Origin of the sequence: Mucilaginibacter straminoryzae (genome assembly GCF_022953055.1) — a bacterium.
Lineage (GTDB): Bacteria > Bacteroidota > Bacteroidia > Sphingobacteriales > Sphingobacteriaceae > Mucilaginibacter > Mucilaginibacter straminoryzae.
Genome location: NZ_JALJEJ010000004.1, coordinates 1 through 19564, shown reverse-complemented (window position 1 = coordinate 19564; position 19564 = coordinate 1). Strand labels below are relative to the sequence as shown.

Below are 19564 nucleotides of genomic sequence, written 5' to 3'. Positions count from 1 at the left end.
TAATTTTAACAACTTTGTCACTGCAAATTTCAAGGATTTGAGTATACCCCTACTACAGCAAGTTTTATTGGCCGTTTTGGCATTCGGTTTCGTCGTGCAACTGTTCTATCTGCTGGTTTATCATCTGAAACTGAATAGCTATAAGGCAGAGGAAGCTCCTGAGAAAGAGTGCGTTCCTGTTTCTGTTATCATTGCCGCCCGTAATGAAAGGGACAATCTTGAACGTTTCTTACCGAAGATATTGACCCAAAATTATCCCGATTTTGAAGTGATTGTAGTAAATGATTGCTCGGTGGATGATTCCAATTACTTGTTAGACGAGCTGCAGGCGCAATATTCAAAGCTGAAGATTGTTACCGTTACAGAGAGCCGGCAGTTTAAAACTGGAAAGAAATTTGCGATCACGATGGGGATCAAAGCGGCAAAACATCCGTATTTGTTGTTTACCGATGCAGATTGCGAGCCTGAATCAGAAAACTGGATCAGTTGTATGGCTGCATCATTCTCTAATCCTGAGCATCAGATCGTTTTAGGATATTCGCCTTACGTAAAAACCAAAGGTTTGCTGAACGCGCTTATTCGCTTTGAAACTATTAAAACCGCCATCAATTACTTTTCAGCCGCGCTTAAAGGTAATGCGTATATGGGGGTTGGGCGTAACCTGGCTTATCGTAAAGATTTGTTTTTCAATAACAAAGGCTTTGCTTCGCACATGCACATCATGTCTGGAGACGATGATCTTTTTGTGAATGAAAATGCTACCCGTAATAACGTAGCTGTAGAGATCCGCACGGATTCTTTTACCTGGAGCGAACCTAAAGCCAGCTTTGGCGAGTGGTTTCGTCAGAAAAGAAGGCACATGGGGGCGGGGAAATTTTATAAGGCCCGCCATAAACGGCTTTTAGGCCTTGATGCCATCAGTGGCCTGTTGTTTTATAGTGCATTTACGGCATGTTTGTTTTTTAAACCGGCGTTTATCATCGCTTTGGTTGTGTTTGTTCTCCGGCTGGGTTTGCAATTGCTGATTTACAGCAAACAATTCAGGCAGTTAAAAGGTAAAGATTTATTGTGGACCTTGCCTTTTTTAGACGCACTCTACTACCTGTACCTCAATTTTTTTGGTTTGATCGGAAGCTTAACAACTACAAGAAGATGGAAGTAAATGCCCATTTTACCGAAAACGCGAAGAATGACTATCAACTGGTGCTGAAAGCCAGGGAAGGAGATCAGAAAGCGTATGCCAGCCTGATGCAGCGTTATAAAGATTCTATTTACTTTATGGCGCTCAAAATGGTGAATAACCGCGAAGATGCGATGGATTTAACGGTGGAAACCTTTGCCAAAGCATTTGAAAAGCTGGATAAGTACCAGCCGGAGTTTGCCTTTAGTACGTGGCTATTTCGGGTGGCGACTAATAATTGCATTGATTTTATCCGCAAGAAGAAGCTGAATACCACATCGCTGCACGGTATTGTAGATGATGATGGCGACGACCGGCCGCTTCAGATAAAAGCCGATGTGCTGAACCCCGAAGAGACTTCCATTAAAAAGCAGCAAACCGCCGAACTGAAAGTATTGGTGGAAAGTTTGCCGCCGCGGTACCGTAACCTGATCACCCTGCGTTATTTCGACGAGCTTTCTTACGAAGAAATTGCCCAGGAGCTGAGCCTGCCTTTAGGTACAGTAAAAGCTCAGCTATTTAGGGCTAAATACTTGTTGGGCAACGTGATAAATAGAAATAAAACGAATGACTTCTGATCTGATCCTGCATTATTTCCCCGATCTTACCCCCGAACAGCAACGGCAGTTTTCGCAGTTGCAGGAACTGTACGAGCTTTGGAATAACCAGATTAACGTGATCTCGCGCAAAGATATCGATCAGTTGTACGAGCGGCATGTACTGCATTCGCTTGGTATCGCCAAGGTGATTTCTTTTTTGCCGGGCGAGAAAGTGCTGGACGTAGGAACAGGAGGGGGCTTCCCCGGTATCCCGCTGGCAATTATGTTTCCCGAAACCGACTTTTTGCTGGTAGATTCTATCGGGAAAAAAATAAAAGTGGTGCAGGAAGTAGCCGCGGCCATCGGCCTTAAAAACCTGAAGGCAATGCATTTACGCGCAGAGCAGGCAGATGTTAAGTTTGATTTTGTGGTTTCGCGGGCGGTTACCCAGTTGAAAGACTTTTATCCCTGGGTGAAAGGTAAGTTCAGCAAGCAATCAAAAAACAAGCTGAAGAACGGCATCTTATACCTGAAAGGGGGAGACCTGGTGCACGAAATTGCAGAATCGGGCCTGAAGGTGCAGCGCTTTTACCTGAAAGACTACTTCGATCGTGAATTTTTTGATACCAAACAGGTGATTTACGTGCCTGCTCAGTAATCTATAGACCAATAAAGGCTGAAATCACGCTATCAGCTTGAATAACACCCCATATTAACTCTAAATTATCTTACCGGGTAGGGGCATGCCTACTTCTCTATTAATTGGTTAGCTACTTCTTCGCCTTCTGCGAGAGCAGAATCAGCTCAGCAAGGTCTGTAATGTCCAATTTTCCTTCTTTGGCCAGGTAAGTAACCAGGTCTTTCACCGAATTATTAAACCAGGTTTTCATCATTCCGTCGAAAACAAACTTCTTATAATCAGCCTCCGTGATCAGCGGATGGTACACATGCGTGTTTCCAAAGGCCTTATGGCCCAGAAACCCCTTGGTTTCCATTACCCTAACTACGGTAGACACGGTATTGTATGCCGGCTTCGGATCGGGCATTTTAGCCAGTACATCCTTCACCACACCCTCTTTAATCTGCCATAGAATCTGCATTACCTGCTCTTCTGCTTTGGTTAGTTCTTTCATTTCGGGCAAAAATAGGCACAAAACCCCAACTATAGTCGTAGTTTTGAATAACTATTCAGATAGTTGATAAACTATTCAAATAGTTTAAATATCCCAAAAAGCTACTATTTTCATAGTTGGTGAACTATTTATGTAGTTTAGATCTACAAAAGTGTCTGATTATCAGTTATTAAGCGATTTTTAAGCCTCCAAAGACCATTTTGGACAACTTCTTTTTAAAAACCGAAAATTGGGAGCGATAAAAATTACCTTACATTATGTTAAGTAGGATTGCGCGGTCAATTTTGGGTTTTTAGTGCTCTTTGTGATAGACAGAATGGCTAAAAAACGTACCTTGTGGGCTTATTATGTCTCTTTTACATCAACTAGCCTTAACTTTTATCAGGGGTGTGGGGCCCGTCCTGGCAAAGAATATGCTGGCTTACGCAGGCAGTGCAGAGAATGTATTTAACATAGCTCCTGCTAAACTTCTGAAAGCGCCGGGCGTTGGAGAGAAGCGTTTAGAGATGCTCGACTTTAACAGCGCGCTTAAACGGGCAGAAGAAGAATTAGCCCTTATAGAGCAGCATGGTATTGATGTGGTATTTTATACAGACCCGAAGTATCCAAAGCGACTGAGGGCTTGTAATGATAGTCCTGTGCTGCTTTATACCAGGGGCGATATGGACCTGAACAACGGAAGGGTGGTAAGTATAGTCGGCTCGCGTAAAACAACCGAGTATGGGCGGTTGCTATGCCGCCAGTTGGTTGCAGAGCTGCAAGCTTACGATGTATTGATTGTGAGCGGCCTGGCTTATGGCATAGATGGCGAAGCGCACAAACAGGCCCTGCAGTTAGAAATGCCTACCGTAGGTGTGGTAGGCCATGGGATGGGCAGCATGTATCCGGCTGCGCACCGTAGTCTGGCCGATAAAATGATGAAGAATGGCGGTATGATTACCGAATACCCATACCATACGATTGCTGATCCAAAGAACTTTCCTACCCGTAACCGTATTGTAGCTGGCCTGGCAGACGTTACCGTGGTAATAGAAGCAGGCATTAAAAGCGGTACTTTGATCACTGCCGAGATTGCTAATTCTTACAACCGCGATGTATTTGCTTTTCCGGGCCGTGTCGGCGATGAGCTATCTGAGGGCTGTAACTTCCTGATCAGGCATCATAAGGCCGGTTTGCTCACTTGCGTAGAAGATCTGGCGTTTATTATGGGCTGGGAGAAGGGCGATAAAGAAGCCCAACCAAAGCAAAGCCAGTTGGCGCTGGCGATGGATCTTTCCAGCGAGGAACGTTCGATTATTACGGTTTTAAATGAGCACCCATCTATCGCAATAGACGAGCTGACGTTGAAGCTGGGGATGCCGGTAAGCCAGCTGACCATGAATTTGCTTAACCTGGAAATGCAGGGCTTTATTCGCTCTATGCCTGGTAAAACCTATGCGTTGAATTAATCGGCAGGTTCATAAAACCATGCTCTTACGCCGCTTTCCTTCGTGATTTCTTCCCAGCGGTCTTCTTCAAATAAGATGAGTATAGCCGCCGCAGGGCTTAAACTAACGTATTTCCCCGTCAGATAAACGGCAATATCCGTGAAGGCAGGATTATGGCCTACAAGTGCTATAAACTGGTGCTGGTCCGGCAAACTGTTGATCAAGCCTAATATCGTCTTGGTACTTGCTTCGTAGATCGCTTCGATCTTTTCAGCTTTTGCAATCCCCGTTCCTGAAATGACAATCTGCGCGGTACTTTCTGTTCTGGTAGCAGGGCTCATGATCAGCAGTTCGGGACACATTCGTGCTGCTTTCAGTTTTTCTGCAAGTTCCTGAGCGCATTGTCGTCCCCGGGCGGTTAACGGGCGATCAAAATCGCTTGTGCCGGTAGGGTGTGCCGCTTCGGCATGTCTGATCAGTAGCAATTGCTTCATTGATTGAATAAAATTAGTGAAGTACGTAGCCCAGGCTTAGTACCAAAAGCCTGCTTTTGATAGCGCTGGTGCCGGTGTCTTTTAGATTTGGGGTACTCAGGTTTTTCATTCCGAACGCATATCGCAGGTCGAACAGCAGGTGGTTATCCAGTTCAAGCCCGGAAGTGATGTTCAGGCCATAATCATACCGCTGCAGATATTTATCATTACCTATTTCCAGGTCGTCGCTGGTAACACTGTTGGGTGTTTCGTATTTGTATTTACCAGATAAAGCACGCGCAAAAAAAGCACCTCCACCGATAAATATTTTACCCAATCCCGAAAAATTGAACCGTTTTACCAGGTTCAAAGGCACATCTGCGTATTTGATTCTGGATGTGGTGGTGATGGCGTCTTCAACCACCTGCGCACCTTTTTCGCTGTAATTGATACCGGCCTGCAATAAAAGGTCTTCTTTGAGGTAATACTTAACAAAGCCGCCTGCATTAAAAGTTCTTATAGAGTTAACCTCTATAATCTCCTTGTTAGTAACGCTTTGATTTGCTATGCCGCCGCCAACTTTTAAGCCATATCCCCACTTTTGCGCGAAACCGGGAATAGACAACAACAGAAAAAATATGTAAAGGATGTGTTTCATCTTTAACTATGCTTCTTTTGTAAAGTTAACAAGTATATCTTCCGGAATATCATTCATGCACTTAAAATGCTTTAACGGGCATTGAGGTAAACCATACCTGGAGCAGGGTCTGCAGGGCAGATCAACACCGACAACCAGGGCGTCTTTCACATGATAGGGCTGTACGCCTACCAGTTCTGGCACGGTGCTACCCCATATAGAGGCAATAGGCATGTCAAATGCTTCAGCGATATGTGTGAGGCCGGTATCAAAACCAATAACACGTTGCGCTTGCGATACTAAGAAAACGGATTCGTCCAGCGATATGGTTCCGCAGGCGTCATGTACCTGGTTACCCAGCGCAGTTGCAATTACTCGGGCATTTTCTTTTACATCCTGGCCACCCAAAAGAACAATTGGCTGCTTAATTTCCCGGCAAATGCTGATTACCTTTTCATTGGGCATGCGCTTGGTGAAATGGTTAGCGCCGATGATAAAAGCAATATAACCCGACTGGTGGCTGGCCGGAAGCAGGTCGGTCAGCTGGTAATTCTTTTTGATATAGTAGTTGATCGGGCCGCCATCGTTATACACATTTAAAAATTCAACTGTTTTTAAATACCTGTCTACTAAATGTATAGGAGGTATCAGCTTCAAGTTAAATTTAAGTGACAGCCACTTGCGTATACGCTGTTTGTTATAGGTGGACGACTTAATACCTGTGCGGAATTTAATGATTGCTGTGCGCAGGTTGCTGTGTAGGTCGATGACATAATCATAGCGCTCACTCTTGATTTCTTTGATTGTAACTCCCAGTGATTCTCTCAACAACAGCAGCTTATCTACGTAAGGGTTTCCTTCATAAATGTACCTGAAGGCTGGCTTGGTGAGGAAGTGGATTTCAGCATTCGGCAGTTGTGTTTTTAAACACCTGACAACGGGTGTGGTATAAATAATATCACCCATTGAACTGAACCGGATCACTAAAATTTTCATACGTTAATTCAGCAAGCGTTCTGGCTCCTGATCTTATTGATAATAGCGGTTGACGAATAGCCGTCGACAAAGGTAATGGTTTTTACCTCGCCGCCGTTGGCAACAACATCTGGCGCACCCACAATACGGTCGAAAGTGTAATCGCCGCCTTTTACTAAAACATCGGGCAATACGGCTTTGATCAGGTTTGCCGGTGTTTCTTCTTCGAAAATAATCACCGCGTCTACAAAAAATAAGGCTGCTAAAAGCGCAGAGCGGCTTTCCTCATTGTTGATCGGCCGGTTCTCGCCTTTCAGTTGCTTCACCGAGCTATCTGCATTGAGGCCGATAATGAGTTTATCGCCCAGTTCGGCAGCTTTAGCCAGGTAGGTAAGGTGGCCGATGTGGATCAGGTCGAAGCAACCATTGGTAAAGACAACTTTTTTGCCCTCTGCTTTCCACTGCTGCACGTCGTTTAACAGCTGCGGCAATTGGCGGATCTTATTTTTTAGTATTGATTCTGCGTTATTCATCATTGTAGCACTTAACGTTCTTTAACCCCGTTTAGCTTTAAAAACTTCCGTAATTTCAGCTAAGCTTAATGCGTTAAGACATTCTTCTTTTGTCAATCCACCTTTGCGCGCCACCAGTACCCCATATTTCATGTCGTGAAAGCCTTCGTTACGGTGGGCATCGGGGTTAATGGAAAGCCTTACACCTTTTTCTAATGCGTAGGCATGCCATCTCCAGTCCAAATCGAGGCGATGGGGGTTAGAGTTGATCTCGATCACGACATTATTTGCCGCACAGGCGTCAATTACTTTTTTATGATCGATATCGTAACCCTTTCTCGAAAGCAATAAACGGCCTGTAGGGTGCCCCAGAATGGTGGTATACGGGTTTTCAATTGCCTTAATTAACCGTGCTGTAGCTTTCTGCTCGTCCATCTTCAAATTGGAGTGGATGGATGCGACAATGAAATCGAACGTTTTTAAAATATCTTCCGGATAATCTAAAGAACCGTCGTTCAAAATGTCCGACTCGATTCCTTTAAAAATGTGAAAACCTTTAAGTTGGGCATTCAGACGGTCAATTTCCTGGTGCTGCTCCAACACCCGTTCTGCGGTAAGGCCTTTGGCATACACCGCGCTACGGCTATGGTCTGATATGCCCAGGTATTCCAGTTTCAGTTCGTCGCGGCAATATAAAGCCATTTCTTCGATCGTGTTGACGCCGTCGCTCCAGGTACTATGGTTGTGTAAAGATCCTTTTAGATCGCCCAATACGATCAATGCGGTGTTAGCAGGAGCGTTGAAGGCTGTTGTTCCTACCCGTTGTTCAGGGTGAATCCAGTTTAAGCCTGCTTTCTGATAGATAATTTCTTCAGATTCCGCATCATGAATGTCAAGGTCTATCCGTGATAAAACGGCCTTCACATGATCCTCATCGCCGGTACGGGTGAACAATTCCAGGTAATACTGCGCTTTGGGCACACAGGTGATTGCCACCTTTAAACCTGTTTCGGCGGTACCTTTTAGGGTGCAATTTTCCAGGCTGATGTCTGCAAGCAAGGTAGAATCTTTGATGACATCAATTGCCGTTTCGGGATCACGTGTACCGATCACTATCTCCAGTTCGGTGATGATCTCGTCGCAACGGCGATAGCCGCCTGCAAAATTCTTTAATGCTTCCGGCAGGAAACCTTTGATCTGGTCCATCAACATCTCTGCCTCCGGTTCCACCTGCATATACAGGAAACAACCGTCGCCGGCCATCCTGAATTCAATGGCTTTACGGATCTCTTCCTGCGTTTTCAGGCCGAAACCTTTCGCTTCTATCAGCCGGTTTTCGTTACAAGCATAATAGAGTTCGCCTACGTTTTCTATGTTAAGCTCTTTCCAGATAATGGCAATCTTTTTCGGGCCGATACCCTTAATGCCCATCATTTCTACAATCCCTTCAGGCGTTTGTGAAAGCAGGTCGTCAAGGTCTGTAATATGGCCGCTGGTTAAAAGCTCTACAATTTTAACGGCAGTACTTTTACCAATACCCTGTATCTTTTCCATTTCTTCCAGGCTTTTGCCTGCTAAAGGAAATGGTAGTTTATTTACCTGAAATGCAGCATTAGCGATAGACTTTACCTTAAAAGGATTCTCGTCATGCAGTTCCATTAACTGCGAAAGTAGCTTCAGCGTGCGCGATATCTGTTTGTTCTCCATAGCGGTAGCGGTAAAAATACAAAAGCCGCCCTAATTGAGCGGCTTTCCGATCATAATTTATTTGGCCCACCCAACCATCCCAAAGGGAGGGCCTGGATATTTTCTCCGATAGAAAGGGCTACAGAAATCAGTTATTTTACCACCACGTCGTAAGGTAAACGGGCCTGAGGTGTACGCATCATTTCCTGAACAGATTTGATCTGCATGTAGTAGCGGTAGTTTTCACCCAGTTCTGACTGCATCATGCGTGTCCTTACTTCAGTACTTAAACTGCTGGCTGCTTTGCTAAACATGTTTTTCTGCTCAGGGTAGGCGACAACCTTATAATCGCTCACTTTTGCCTTTTTGGCAGCAGAAGCGATGGCATCGTTGATAGAGCCTAAACGGTCTACCAAACCTAACTTTACAGCTTGTGCGCCTGTCCATACGCGGCCCTGGCCAATACTGTTGATATAAGTCTGTGTTTTATGTCGCCCGTCAGCAACGGCTTTGGTGAACTCATCGTAACCGCGGTTAACCTGGTTTTGCAGAATTAAGCGCTCTTCGGGTGTAAGCGGGCGGCTGATATCACCCAAATCTGCGTATTTACCGGTTTTTACACCATCGAATGTAATGCCCAGTTTATCGTTGAACAGTTTCTGCATATTAGGCAGGATAGCGAAGATGCCGATAGAACCGGTAACGGTATTCGGTTCAGCAATGATAGAATCAGCTGCGCAGGAGATGTAATACCCTCCGGAGGCGGCGTAATCGCCCATGGAAATGATGATTGGTTTTACCTGGTGGATCAATTGAACCTCGCGCCAGATCACTGCTGATGCCAGCGAGCTGCCTCCGGGTGAATTTACGCGGAACACAACTGCTTTTACTTTATCATCCAGGCGGACTTTGCGTAGCGCAGCAGAAATTGTTGTTGAACCAATCTTATTGTCGTCGCCGTCACCGCTGGAAATTTCGCCAGAGGCGTAAACTACCGCAATTCGTTTATCTGAAGAGCCTTTGTCTTCATCACCGTCAGATTTAGTATGGGTATAGTCGGCAATATCCACGCTTTTAACGGTACTCTTTTTAGCAGTTCCGGTACGGCTTTTCAATTCATCCAGAATCTCGTCTTTATATTTCAAGCCGTCGATCAGTTTATACTTAACCGCGTCCTCTGGGTTTTGCACCTGAAGGTTGTTGGCGATGCTGCGAAGCGAATCAACCGGTACATGTCGGTAAGCACTGATACCGGTAAGGAAATAGTCGTACAGAGAACCAAGGTAAGAGTTCACCTGCTCGCGGTTGGCATCGCTCATTTTATTTAATACAAATGGCTCTACCGCACTCTTATATGTACCCACTTTAATTACCTGCGCTTCAATACCTAATTTATCTAATGCGCCTTTAAAGAAAGTGATCTGGGAGCTGAAACCGCCAAAATCAAAAATACCTTTAGGGTTCATGTATACTTTATCGGCAACAGAAGCCAGGTAGTAAAAGCCCTGGGTATAAACTTCTGCGTAAGCAATGATAAATTTGCCGGATTTCTTGAAATCAATCAGCGCACGGCGAATCTCTTCTGTAGTGGCCTGGCCAGAAAGCATGTAGCTTTCTGAAAGGTAAATACCTTTGATATGCTTATCGGTTTTGGCTTTTTTAATGTTCGCAAGCAGATCATTTAAGCCCGTTGTTTTGTCGCTGTCGAAGCCCGGTATACCGAGGTTGGCTAATGGATTATTGGGGGTGCGCTCGGGGATAGGGCGATCAAGGGAAATGGTAAGGACAGAATTATCTTCTACATTAACATCTTTATCTCCGCTGGCAGAAACTACCACACCAACCACAATCAGTACAAGTATCAGCGAGGCAACAATAATACCGACAACGGTGGCTAATACAAATTTGAAAAATTGTTTCATTAAATGATCTAAATCTTGTTATCTATGCAAACTTAGCATTACAAACGCTTATTATTAAGAGCGTAGTCTATAATATTTGTTACAACATGTTTGATGTTTTTTTATTGCTTGGAAGCAATCTGGGCGACAGGTTTTCTTATCTGGAAAAGGCCCGCCGTGCGATAAGGGACAACGTTGGTGAAATTATTAAAAAATCATCGGTTTATGAAACCGCCGCATGGGGAAAAGAGAATGATCCCGATTACCTGAACCAGGTACTGGAAGTGCAAACAAAGCAAAATGCCCCGGATTTGTTAAAAACGCTGCTTGAAATAGAATTAACGATGGGGCGGGAGCGGAAAGAGGTTTGGGCCGCAAGAACGATAGATATTGATATTCTTTTTTTTGAGAAGGAAATTATTGATCAGGATAATTTAATTGTTCCTCATCCGCGCCTGCATTTACGTAGATTTACGCTGGAACCCCTTGCAGAAATTGCCCCAGATTTTGTTCACCCGGTATTGGGTAAAACCATCACAGAATTAAAAAATGAACTTCCGGATAGTTTAACTGTGAAAAAATTATAAATTTGAATAATTACGTTAATCCTTTTTATGACTGATAATCAAGACCTTGACCTGTCTTTTCTTTATGAAATAGCAGATGGAAGCAACGAATTTATTGTTGAATCTATCGATATGTTTTTGTCGCAAACGCCAGAACTGATGCATACGATAGAAACAGCTATAGCAGAGCGAAACTGGTCTGTAGCAGGTAGTGCTGCACATAAATTAAAACCTAACCTAGGGTTTTTCGGTATGTCCGGAAGCCAGGGCACCATGCAGGAAATAGAGCATCTGGCTAAAACCGGTGCACCAGACATTCAACTGATAGAAGGCAAGTTCAACCAGGTGAAAAGCGTAATTACCGCAAACCTGCGTAAGCTGCTACAAATAAAAACAGAGGCTGAAGCCCAGCTTTGAAGAAATTTAAAGGGCTTTGATCTCGAAGTTATAGCTTTCCATGATCAGGTTTGCCAATAAGCTTTTGCAGGCCTGATCTACTTTCTCATGAGCAACCTGCTCATTTTCTGCTTCGATTTCTAATGTGATGTGTTTGCCGATACGTACGTTCTCAATTTCGGACAGACCTAAGTTTTTCATACTTCCTGAAACTGCTTTTCCCTGCGGATCAAGAATTTCTTTTTTAGGCATTACGTCTATTTCGGCCTGGAACTTTGTCATTTGGCAATTTTAAATTGTATTACGGATAGGGTGATGTACATTACGATAACCACCGGAACTGCCGCAAATTTAAAAAATAGAATGAGAATTGCCGAAAACAGCAGCAGTAAATAACGATAGATATTTTTCTGAAAGTCTCGGTTTTTAAATTTCAACGACATCAGCGGCATTTCTGCAACCAGCAATGCGCACATAATCAGCACGAAACAAGAAAGGAAGTACGGGTTGAGGATGTAATCTGCAAAATAAGCCTGGTTGTCTTTCAGGATCAGTGGGAAAGAGGCAATCAGTATGGCATTTGCAGGGGTAGGTAAGCCGATAAAGCTGTCCGTCTGCCGGGCATCATTGTTAAACTTTGCCAGGCGCAGCGCAGAAAATACCGGTAACAGGAAAGCGATGAAGTTTAAGTATTGGCTTACGTGGTCTATCTGCGGCGATTGCAAAAACAATTCGTAAAGGATCACCGACGGTAATACGCCAAAGCTGACCATGTCTGCCAGTGAATCAAGGTCTTTACCAATCCCGGAAAAGGATTGCAGTACTCTTGAGGCTAAACCATCAAAAAAATCAAAAATAGCTGCCAGGAAAATGCAATAGGCAGCAAAGATCAGGTTTTCCTGAAAGGTAAATACGATACCTACGCAGCCACTGAAAAGGTTAGCACAAGTGATGGCATTAGGAACGTGTTTTTTTACTCTCCTCCTCATTTTACGGTTGTAAATATAGCAACCTATTATTAAGGTTTTATGAAGTCGGGTGTTTTTAATACTTCATAAAACCTTAATAGGATTTGGAATATCAGGAGTTCATGGAGATCAGGAACTCTTCGTTGGTTTTGGTACCTCTGATTTGTGCCTGTAAGAATTCCATTGCTTCCTGCGAATTCATGTCGGCAAGGTGGTTTCTCAGGATCCAAACGCGCTGTAAAGTTTCGCGGTCATGCAGCAGATCGTCGCGGCGGGTACTTGAAGCCGTAAGGTCGATAGCAGGGAAAATACGTTTGTTAGAAAGTTTACGATCTAACTGAAGCTCCATGTTGCCGGTACCTTTAAACTCTTCAAAGATCACTTCGTCCATTTTAGATCCGGTTTCTGTCAATGCTGTAGCGATAATGGTTAATGAACCACCATCTTCGATATTACGGGCCGCACCAAAGAAACGTTTAGGTTTGTGCAACGCATTAGCATCCACACCACCTGATAATATTTTACCAGATGCAGGGGCTACAGTATTATAAGCACGGGCCAGGCGGGTGATCGAATCCAGCAGGATCACCACATCGTGTCCGCATTCCACCATGCGTTTTGCTTTCTCAAGCACAATGTTTGCAATCTTAACATGACGTTCAGCCGGTTCGTCAAAGGTTGACGAAATTACTTCTGCACGTACACTGCGCGCCATATCAGTTACCTCCTCCGGACGTTCGTCAATCAGCAGGATAATCAGGTATACTTCCGGATGGTTTTTGGCGATAGAATTGGCCACATCTTTCAGTAACATGGTTTTACCTGTTTTTGGCTGGGCCACAATTAAACCACGCTGACCTTTACCGATAGGGGCAAAAAGGTCCATAATACGGGTTGAATAATTTCCCGGATCGGTGAACAGGTTTAAACGCTCCTGCGGGAAAAGCGGCGTAAGGTGATCAAATGGAACACGGTCGCGCACTTCTGCCGGGATACGGCCATTAATCGCTTCTACACGCACCAGCGGAAAATATTTTTCACCTTCTTTTGGCGGGCGGATGCTACCGCGTACGGTATCACCGGTTTTCAGGCCAAACAATTTGATCTGAGATTGAGAAACATATATATCATCCGGCGAAGTAAGGTAGTTGTAATCGGATGAGCGAAGGAAACCATAGCCATCTGGCATAATTTCCAACACACCTTCGTTCACAATTACGTTATCAAAATCAAGGTTGATAGGTGGCTCCTGCTGCTGTTTTTGCTGCTGCTGGTTGCCATTGTTTCCGTTATAAGAACCGTTATTCCCGTTGCTGCCATTCTGAAAGCGTTTTTCAAAACGCGGGCGTTCGGTTACAACAGGTTCTGCCGGTGCATTAGGCGCTTGTGTAGTTTCCTCAGCAACGGTTTCTTCAACCGGTGTTTCTACGGTTTCTTCTTCACCTGCCGTGGTTTCTTCCTCACCTGCGCTAAACAAATCGGTATCTAAGGGTACAGACTCGCGTTTAGGCTGCGGGCGTTGAGGTTCGGCGTCTTTTTTAGATTTTACAGTGCGTGCACGTTTGGCACGTGGTTTATCAGCCTCTGCATCAGAAGATGCATCTGCTTCAGTATTTTTTTGAGCGTAGCTTTCGTTAAGAAGATCTTGTTGGGCACGGGCAGCTTCAATTAATTGCTGCTGTTCGCTGATACGGCTGATCAATTGCGGTTTACGCAATTCATCCGCTTCTTCAATACCCATACTTTTTGCCATCTGGCGCAACTCGGACACGAGTTTGTCATTCAATTCAATTGTATCAGACATGCGGAGTATTTAATTCAAAAAAGGAAAATTTTTGTTGGGAGTTTAACCTGCAAAAATGTGCGTAGCAAATGCTATGTTCATTTTAATTTTATCAATCTGTAAACCGGGATATGATCGTTTCTCAGATGCAAGAAAACTTTTTGTCAGGAAAACGATGCAATTCTACTTATAAAATTATTTATTTCAAAATTTTTGAAAAATATATACATACGATTAACACTTCCGTTAATTTTTAGTTTTTTTGAACCCGATAAAAAAATCAGAACAAAACATGCTTTCGCGACAGCAATTAATAACGCACATCAGGCAGAAAAAGTCTTTCCTTTGCATCGGTCTGGATACTGACATTCATAAAATCCCGGCATTTTTACACCGCTATGATGATCCTGTGCTGGAGTTTAATAAACGGATTATTGATGCCACCCAGGATCTTTGCGTAGCCTATAAACCTAATGCCGCTTTTTACGAAAGCCGTGGGGTAAAAGGATTGCAAAGCCTGATTGATACCTATCAATATCTGCCGAAAGATTGCTTGTCTATTATTGATGCCAAACGCGGCGACATCGGTAACACTTCAGATCAATATGCCAATGCTTTTTTTAACGAAGCAGAATCAGGTATGGGTTTCGATGCTATTACCATTGCACCTTATATGGGTAATGACAGCGTTATCCCTTACCTTAAATATGAAGGGAAGTGGATTATATTGCTGGCCTTGACCTCTTCTGTTGGCAGTAAAGATTTTCAATACCTGCAGTCTGACGAAGGCTTTTTATACCAAGCTGTAATTAAAAAATCAGCTACCTGGGCCGGTGCAGACCGCCTGATGTATGTTGTAGGTGCAACCAAAGGCGAAGAGTTTGCGAACATCCGTAAACTGGCGCCCGATAACTTCTTGCTGGTGCCCGGGGTAGGCGCGCAAGGGGGTAGCCTGGAAGAGGTATGTAAATATGGTATCACCAAAGAGTGCGGCTTGCTGGTGAATTCATCACGTTCTATTATCTACGCTGCTAATGACGAAACTTTTGCCGAAGCCGCCCGCGAAGAAGCTAAAAAACTACAACAGGCAATGGCGCAGGAACTGGAGAAGGCGGAGATTATTTGATGTGCAGATGTGCGAATGTGCAGATGGTCCCGTCTTAAGACGCACAGCCGTCAAGAAAAACTATTATTCCCTCCCGTCGGGAGGGTTAGGGAGGGGTTAAGCTATTTATTACTCCTTCCCTGGTGAAGGAATCGCAATTCTCATTTTAATAATATTACCTCTCTATAACATGTGGGCTCTCCAGAGGGAAATTCATAATTGAGGCAATCACTCAAATTAATTTATAGATATTCACATCTGCATATTTGCACATCTACTCATTAATCCTTACCCAGCGCAGGGCTCAATAAATAACTGCTTGTAATGCGGGTATTTAGTTTGGATATCATTCCTGATGCTGACGATAGCTTCGTCCAGTTCATTTATAGACGTCGTGATCTTAAAGTTTACCTTCAAAATCATGATCACTTCTTCAGGCGCCAGGTAGGTAGATTTTTGGCTGGTGACTTTGTTAACTGCGTTATGTGCTTCGGTAATTGCAATCACCTGTTGTAATTCTTCTGCCGAAGGGGTTTCGCCCATTAACAAACTGCGGCTTTCGCGGACTAACAGGATCGCAACCAGCGTAAGCAGAATGCCGATCATGATGGAGGCGATGCCGTCTATATAAGGGTTATGCAAAATTTGCCCTAACAGAATACCAAAGAAGGCAATAGCAATACCGATCACATCGGCCGCATCTTCAAACAATACCACAAACGTAGAAGGGTCTTTACTTTGCCTAACCGCCTGCCAGAACGGTGTTTTCCCGCGCTGGCGTTTAAATTCTTTCATGGCCGTGATAAAAGAAATGCCATCAAACACAAATGCAAAACCCAATACGGCATAGTTCCAGATCGGATTTTTAACTTCTTCGGGGTTGCGTAAATGCTCGATCCCCTCATAAATAGAAAAGCCGCCGCCCATGGCAAAAAATAGCAACGATACCACAAACGCCCAGAAATAGAGTTCGCGCCCATAACCGAAGGGGCGTTTTTCGTCTGCCGGTTTCTGGCTGCGGCTGATACCCAGCAATAGTAAAACTTCATTACTGGTATCCACTAGCGAGTGGATACCTTCTGATACCATGGCCGAGCTACCCGTAAAAGCTGCCGCGACAAGTTTAGTGATCGCTATGGCAAGGTTTGCGCCTAATGCGGTATAAATAGGAGTTTTAGATGCAGACATATTTTAGCACAAATGTGTGTAATAGCGGCCAATAATCATAGCCGAAGTTGTGTTGCAGGGGTATAAAACGAGCTATTAAAACCTTTAAATCTGCCAACAGTTTTAATAGAATGAGAAAGCTGACTTGGGCGATTTATGCGGGGCTTATTTTTCTGGCTTGTGGGTGCAGCAGAACTTCCGGGCCGATGGCCTTGTTTAAGAAGATGTCGCCTCACGATCAGTATGCACAACGTTTGAAAGACGCCGGATTAGACCGCACGGCTATGGGGGCTGCCTGGATACAAAAAGCGTCTTCGGCTTTTACTAATGTCCTGAACGTTATACTTCCATATAAAGAATTAGGATACTTTGAAGGTAGCAAAGTAAATGCAACAGCGCTTAGGTTTGAAGCAAAGCGCGGGCAAAAATTACATATTGCCCTAAGCAAAAAGCCCGCTGCAGGTTTCACCATATTTACAGATCTATGGCAGGAAAGAACAGGTGACCAGCCCAAGCTATTGGCTTCGATAGATACTACTTCGCTACGGCTGGATTATGATATCGATGAAACGGGGAAATATATAGTCCGCCTCCAGCCTGAATTATTGCGCGGCGGTGAGTACACGCTGACCATTACTACCGGGCCATCATTAGGTTTTCCGGTTGCTGCCGCGGGAAAACCACATATCGAAAGTTTTTGGGGGGCAGCGCGCGATGCAGGTGCCCGCCGGCATGAAGGAATTGATATTTTTGCACCAAAAGGCACGCCTGCCGTTGCTGCGGCCAATGGTACAGTAACCAGTGTAACAGAGAACAAACTGGGTGGACTGGTGGTTTTTATGCGCCCGCAGGATAAAGACTATACGCTTTATTACGCCCATCTTTCTAAACAATTGGCCCGAGACGGACAACAAGTAAGAGTAGGAGATACGTTGGGGTTTGTTGGAAATACGGGGAATGCAGCAGGTGGCCCAACTCATTTGCATTTTGGTATTTACGCTTTCGGCGGCGCTATCGATCCCATTTATTTTGTCGACCGGGATATGAAATTGCCCAGACCAATTACCGGCAATACCAATTTGTTAAACGCTACGGTAAGGCTACAACGCCGCTCCGGCTTGTTTACGGAACCCGATAATGTTTCGCACAAAAAGCTCGATCTTCCTGCAAATACCATACTTACCGCCGAAGCCGCGACTGATAATTGGTTTAGAGTTGCCACGCCTGAAGGCGAAACAGGTTTTATACCAGGGCGGGATGTAGAAAGTACGAAAGAAACTGATCGGCTGACTATCAGATTAGCTACGGCGTTATTAGATGCTCCTGCATCATCTGCTTCCAGGAAAAAGCAACTAGCAGAGGGTGACCGGGTAGAGGTTTTAGGTCGATACCATAATTATAACTTGGTAACCGCAGGGGATACCACGGGTTGGGTGTTGATGAAATAGGCCTTATTAAATTTTTAACTAGCCCTTTGCTTAGGCTGTGGCTAATTCAGGCACAAACATCACCTTTTTATGCGGATGTTTTTCTGCATGGGCCAGCACCATATTCCGGATGTAATCATTACCTGGATACGGCTTCAAGTGAGCTTTTAACTGTTCCATATTATTAACCTCGAAGTAGTGCGAAATGTAGCCCATTCCGTAAAATTTGCCTTCTTCTATTAAAATGCAGCTATGCTCGTCGGGCAGGCGGCCTTCGTCGCGCAAGGCAAATGTAGGCAGGGCATGTTTCAATTCGTGGAGCGCATTAGCTACTTTGGCGTTATAATCGTTGGGCTCTTCATGCCCTTCGCATGCACAAAGCGCCGCATTCGGCCCGGTACAAACGTGACTATTCTTTTGTATGAAGCAAAGTTTCGGGCAAAGTCCAAACTGGTCTATCAAACGCATTAACAGCGTTCGCCCTTCAAACATAGATCCGCAGCTGTACACAGGTGTGCTATGTTTCCTGCGTTTATCTACAGCTAACCGCATGTAGCCGCGCTGGTCTTCAAAAGTATACAGCCCGTAACCGAATTCTGGTCCTTTCTGCGAGCGGTTGTACTGCGGCCAAAGGCGTTTGATCTCGATGTTCTCTAACACAAAAGCCATCAGTTCGGTGCCGCATTCCTGGAAGCTGATCCGGTGGATATTCCGCATAAATTCCTGCCGCTGGTAGCCCGTGTTGTTGCCTGTAAAGTGACTGCAAACCCGTTTTTTGATATTGACGGCCTTGCCTACATAGATAACACGATCATGCGCGTCATGGAAATAATAAACTCCGGGTGTATACGGTAGCCTCTCAATATTGCTTTTGGGCAGATTCGCCGGCAGCACCTGCTCACGCGAGCGCTGTTTTAACGCTTTTTCTATGTGGCCTTCTTTGTCCTCCTGCATCAGCAGCGAAAACAACATCGCTGTAGCTTCAGCATCGCCACCTGCGCGGTGCCGGTCGTAGTTTGGTATGTCCAGATGGTTGCAAAGCTTCCCTAAACTGTAAGAGGGTAGGCCGGGCAGAATTTTCCGGCTCAGGCGCACAGTGCAAAGCTTATTGCTGTTTAAGTTGAAGCCCGCTAATGAAAGGTGGTGCCTAACGAACGAATAATCGAAATTGACGTTATGCGCCACAAAGATCTTATCCTGAAGTAACTCGTAGATTTCTTGTGCAACTTGCTTGAATGTGGGTGCCGTAGCAACCATCTCGTTGCTGATCCCGGTGAGCGCGCGAATATATACGGGAATATCGCGACCAGGGTTAACCAGCGTTTGATACCGTTTTACCACTTCTTTGCCATCGTGCAGGCAAATCCCTATTTCTGTAATGCCATTTGCGTTGGCATGCCCTCCCGTCGTTTCGATATCCACAATGGCGTACATAAAACAAATATAAATATTTGCTAATTATTTTAGTCAGGAAAAAATTAAAGTTAGCGATTGCTGTTAGAAGCTCAATGGCAGTCGCTTGGATACTGCCGAGTGACTGCTATTTAATAGTTGCCACTCGCTGCAAGTGGCTGTTGCACAACTAAGGTACAATTAGTATCTTAAAGCATGCAAGGGAAGAAACATTATCAGGAGAAACTGTTTACCAACTTTCAATTGTCAGAGCGTATTCCTTTAGATAATCTTTAC

At 44.6% G+C, this 19564-nt stretch carries 20 protein-coding genes; 8 read left to right on the top strand and 12 right to left on the bottom strand.

Annotated elements, in window-relative coordinates:
• Positions 1 to 37 precede the first annotated feature (37 nt).
• Genes MUY27_RS09615 through rsmG form a run of 3 tightly spaced genes read left to right on the top strand, consistent with a single transcriptional unit; the run spans position 38 to position 2377 of the window.
• A complete protein-coding gene (locus MUY27_RS09615; RefSeq protein WP_245129798.1) occupies positions 38 to 1162 on the top strand; it encodes a glycosyltransferase in 1125 nt (374 codons plus the stop codon).
• Entirely contained in the window at positions 1153 to 1758 is a 606-nt protein-coding gene (locus MUY27_RS09610) for an RNA polymerase sigma factor (protein ID WP_245129797.1), read from the top strand. The genes MUY27_RS09615 and MUY27_RS09610 overlap by 10 nt, the downstream gene beginning before the upstream one ends.
• Positions 1748 to 2377: a 16S rRNA (guanine(527)-N(7))-methyltransferase RsmG gene (gene rsmG / locus MUY27_RS09605; protein WP_245129796.1), complete on the top strand. Its 630-nt coding sequence runs from the start codon at positions 1748 to 1750 to the stop codon at positions 2375 to 2377. Before MUY27_RS09610 ends, rsmG begins: the two co-directional genes overlap by 11 nt.
• Before the next feature lie 112 nt (positions 2378 to 2489).
• On the opposite strand, the gene MUY27_RS09600 is transcribed toward rsmG, so the two are convergent.
• Positions 2490 to 2852 (bottom strand): BlaI/MecI/CopY family transcriptional regulator, encoded by a 363-nt coding sequence (locus MUY27_RS09600; RefSeq protein WP_245129795.1) that lies wholly within the window; start codon positions 2850 to 2852, stop codon positions 2490 to 2492.
• Positions 2853 to 3199: 347 nt separating this feature from the next.
• Between MUY27_RS09600 and dprA the strand changes: the two genes are divergently transcribed.
• On the top strand, positions 3200 to 4300 hold the full coding sequence (gene dprA / locus MUY27_RS09595) for a DNA-processing protein DprA (RefSeq protein ID WP_245129794.1): 1101 nt from the start codon (positions 3200 to 3202) through the stop codon (positions 4298 to 4300).
• On the opposite strand, the gene MUY27_RS09590 is transcribed toward dprA, so the two are convergent.
• The 6 genes from MUY27_RS09590 to sppA all read right to left on the bottom strand — a co-directional run bounded on the left by MUY27_RS09590 (position 4297) and on the right by sppA (position 10484).
• Complete coding sequence (locus MUY27_RS09590; protein WP_245129793.1) at positions 4297 to 4773, bottom strand: SixA phosphatase family protein; 477 nt, start codon at positions 4771 to 4773, stop codon at positions 4297 to 4299. The two genes, dprA and MUY27_RS09590, sit on opposite strands and share 4 nt — an antisense overlap.
• 13 nt (positions 4774 to 4786) lie before the next feature.
• A complete protein-coding gene (locus MUY27_RS09585; protein WP_245129792.1) occupies positions 4787 to 5410 on the bottom strand; it encodes a porin family protein in 624 nt (207 codons plus the stop codon).
• Positions 5411 to 5416: 6 nt separating this feature from the next.
• Complete coding sequence (locus MUY27_RS09580) at positions 5417 to 6385, bottom strand: glycosyltransferase family 9 protein (RefSeq protein ID WP_245129791.1); 969 nt, start codon at positions 6383 to 6385, stop codon at positions 5417 to 5419.
• A gap of 8 nt (positions 6386 to 6393) precedes the next feature.
• Positions 6394 to 6900: a D-glycero-beta-D-manno-heptose 1-phosphate adenylyltransferase gene (gene rfaE2, locus MUY27_RS09575; RefSeq protein ID WP_245129790.1), complete on the bottom strand. Its 507-nt coding sequence runs from the start codon at positions 6898 to 6900 to the stop codon at positions 6394 to 6396.
• Positions 6901 to 6918: 18 nt separating this feature from the next.
• On the bottom strand, positions 6919 to 8583 hold the full coding sequence (locus MUY27_RS09570; RefSeq protein ID WP_245129789.1) for a DNA polymerase/3'-5' exonuclease PolX: 1665 nt from the start codon (positions 8581 to 8583) through the stop codon (positions 6919 to 6921).
• 131 nt (positions 8584 to 8714) lie between these two features.
• Positions 8715 to 10484 (bottom strand): signal peptide peptidase SppA, encoded by a 1770-nt coding sequence (gene sppA / locus MUY27_RS09565; RefSeq protein WP_245129788.1) that lies wholly within the window; start codon positions 10482 to 10484, stop codon positions 8715 to 8717.
• A gap of 86 nt (positions 10485 to 10570) precedes the next feature.
• On the opposite strand from sppA, the gene folK reads away from it, so the two are divergent.
• Both folK and MUY27_RS09555 read left to right on the top strand, forming a co-directional pair.
• The gene (gene folK / locus MUY27_RS09560) at positions 10571 to 11050 is read left to right on the top strand and encodes a 2-amino-4-hydroxy-6-hydroxymethyldihydropteridine diphosphokinase (RefSeq protein WP_245129787.1); all 480 of its coding nucleotides are present in this window, start codon (positions 10571 to 10573) and stop codon (positions 11048 to 11050) included.
• 27 nt (positions 11051 to 11077) lie between these two features.
• Positions 11078 to 11446 carry an Hpt domain-containing protein gene (locus MUY27_RS09555; protein WP_245129786.1) on the top strand — a complete coding sequence of 123 codons (369 nt, stop codon included), beginning with the start codon at positions 11078 to 11080 and terminating at the stop codon, positions 11444 to 11446.
• 6 nt (positions 11447 to 11452) lie between these two features.
• On the opposite strand, the gene purS is transcribed toward MUY27_RS09555, so the two are convergent.
• The 3 genes from purS to rho form a co-directional block, all read right to left on the bottom strand.
• The gene (purS, locus tag MUY27_RS09550) at positions 11453 to 11707 is read right to left on the bottom strand and encodes a phosphoribosylformylglycinamidine synthase subunit PurS (RefSeq protein ID WP_245129785.1); all 255 of its coding nucleotides are present in this window, start codon (positions 11705 to 11707) and stop codon (positions 11453 to 11455) included.
• Positions 11704 to 12414: a CDP-alcohol phosphatidyltransferase family protein gene (locus MUY27_RS09545; protein ID WP_245129784.1), complete on the bottom strand. Its 711-nt coding sequence runs from the start codon at positions 12412 to 12414 to the stop codon at positions 11704 to 11706. Before MUY27_RS09545 ends, purS begins: the two co-directional genes overlap by 4 nt.
• Before the next feature lie 91 nt (positions 12415 to 12505).
• Positions 12506 to 14197 carry a transcription termination factor Rho gene (gene rho, locus MUY27_RS09540; protein WP_262918308.1) on the bottom strand — a complete coding sequence of 564 codons (1692 nt, stop codon included), beginning with the start codon at positions 14195 to 14197 and terminating at the stop codon, positions 12506 to 12508.
• A gap of 271 nt (positions 14198 to 14468) precedes the next feature.
• Between rho and pyrF the strand changes: the two genes are divergently transcribed.
• Complete coding sequence (gene pyrF, locus MUY27_RS09535; RefSeq protein WP_245130240.1) at positions 14469 to 15302, top strand: orotidine-5'-phosphate decarboxylase; 834 nt, start codon at positions 14469 to 14471, stop codon at positions 15300 to 15302.
• Positions 15303 to 15569: 267 nt separating this feature from the next.
• Here pyrF and MUY27_RS09530 read toward each other — a convergent pair whose 3' ends face one another.
• On the bottom strand, positions 15570 to 16469 hold the full coding sequence (locus MUY27_RS09530; RefSeq protein WP_245129783.1) for a cation diffusion facilitator family transporter: 900 nt from the start codon (positions 16467 to 16469) through the stop codon (positions 15570 to 15572).
• Positions 16470 to 16579: 110 nt separating this feature from the next.
• Here MUY27_RS09530 and MUY27_RS09525 point away from each other — a divergent pair, with 110 nt between their 5' ends.
• Complete coding sequence (locus MUY27_RS09525; protein WP_245129782.1) at positions 16580 to 17896, top strand: M23 family metallopeptidase; 1317 nt, start codon at positions 16580 to 16582, stop codon at positions 17894 to 17896.
• A 30-nt stretch (positions 17897 to 17926) separates the two neighbouring features.
• Here MUY27_RS09525 and MUY27_RS09520 read toward each other — a convergent pair whose 3' ends face one another.
• Positions 17927 to 19309 (bottom strand): exonuclease domain-containing protein, encoded by a 1383-nt coding sequence (locus MUY27_RS09520; protein ID WP_245129781.1) that lies wholly within the window; start codon positions 19307 to 19309, stop codon positions 17927 to 17929.
• Between the last annotated feature and the right edge of the window lie 255 nt (positions 19310 to 19564).

Coding starts and splice junctions, on each gene's coding strand:
- MUY27_RS09530 (WP_245129783.1), bottom strand. CDS start 16,469: ATGTCTGCATCTAAAACTCCTATTTATACCGCATTAGGCGCAAACCTT.
- purS (WP_245129785.1), bottom strand. CDS start 11,707: ATGACAAAGTTCCAGGCCGAAATAGACGTAATGCCTAAAAAAGAAATT.
- folK (WP_245129787.1), top strand. CDS start 10,571: ATGTTTGATGTTTTTTTATTGCTTGGAAGCAATCTGGGCGACAGGTTT.
- MUY27_RS09520 (WP_245129781.1), bottom strand. CDS start 19,309: ATGTACGCCATTGTGGATATCGAAACGACGGGAGGGCATGCCAACGCA.
- MUY27_RS09580 (WP_245129791.1), bottom strand. CDS start 6,385: ATGAAAATTTTAGTGATCCGGTTCAGTTCAATGGGTGATATTATTTAT.
- MUY27_RS09525 (WP_245129782.1), top strand. CDS start 16,580: ATGAGAAAGCTGACTTGGGCGATTTATGCGGGGCTTATTTTTCTGGCT.
- rfaE2 (WP_245129790.1), bottom strand. CDS start 6,900: ATGATGAATAACGCAGAATCAATACTAAAAAATAAGATCCGCCAATTG.
- MUY27_RS09585 (WP_245129792.1), bottom strand. CDS start 5,410: ATGAAACACATCCTTTACATATTTTTTCTGTTGTTGTCTATTCCCGGT.
- MUY27_RS09610 (WP_245129797.1), top strand. CDS start 1,153: ATGGAAGTAAATGCCCATTTTACCGAAAACGCGAAGAATGACTATCAA.
- dprA (WP_245129794.1), top strand. CDS start 3,200: ATGTCTCTTTTACATCAACTAGCCTTAACTTTTATCAGGGGTGTGGGG.
- MUY27_RS09600 (WP_245129795.1), bottom strand. CDS start 2,852: ATGAAAGAACTAACCAAAGCAGAAGAGCAGGTAATGCAGATTCTATGG.
- MUY27_RS09570 (WP_245129789.1), bottom strand. CDS start 8,583: ATGGAGAACAAACAGATATCGCGCACGCTGAAGCTACTTTCGCAGTTA.
- rsmG (WP_245129796.1), top strand. CDS start 1,748: ATGACTTCTGATCTGATCCTGCATTATTTCCCCGATCTTACCCCCGAA.
- MUY27_RS09545 (WP_245129784.1), bottom strand. CDS start 12,414: ATGAGGAGGAGAGTAAAAAAACACGTTCCTAATGCCATCACTTGTGCT.
- sppA (WP_245129788.1), bottom strand. CDS start 10,484: ATGAAACAATTTTTCAAATTTGTATTAGCCACCGTTGTCGGTATTATT.
- MUY27_RS09590 (WP_245129793.1), bottom strand. CDS start 4,773: ATGAAGCAATTGCTACTGATCAGACATGCCGAAGCGGCACACCCTACC.
- rho (WP_262918308.1), bottom strand. CDS start 14,197: ATGTCTGATACAATTGAATTGAATGACAAACTCGTGTCCGAGTTGCGC.
- pyrF (WP_245130240.1), top strand. CDS start 14,469: ATGCTTTCGCGACAGCAATTAATAACGCACATCAGGCAGAAAAAGTCT.
- MUY27_RS09555 (WP_245129786.1), top strand. CDS start 11,078: ATGACTGATAATCAAGACCTTGACCTGTCTTTTCTTTATGAAATAGCA.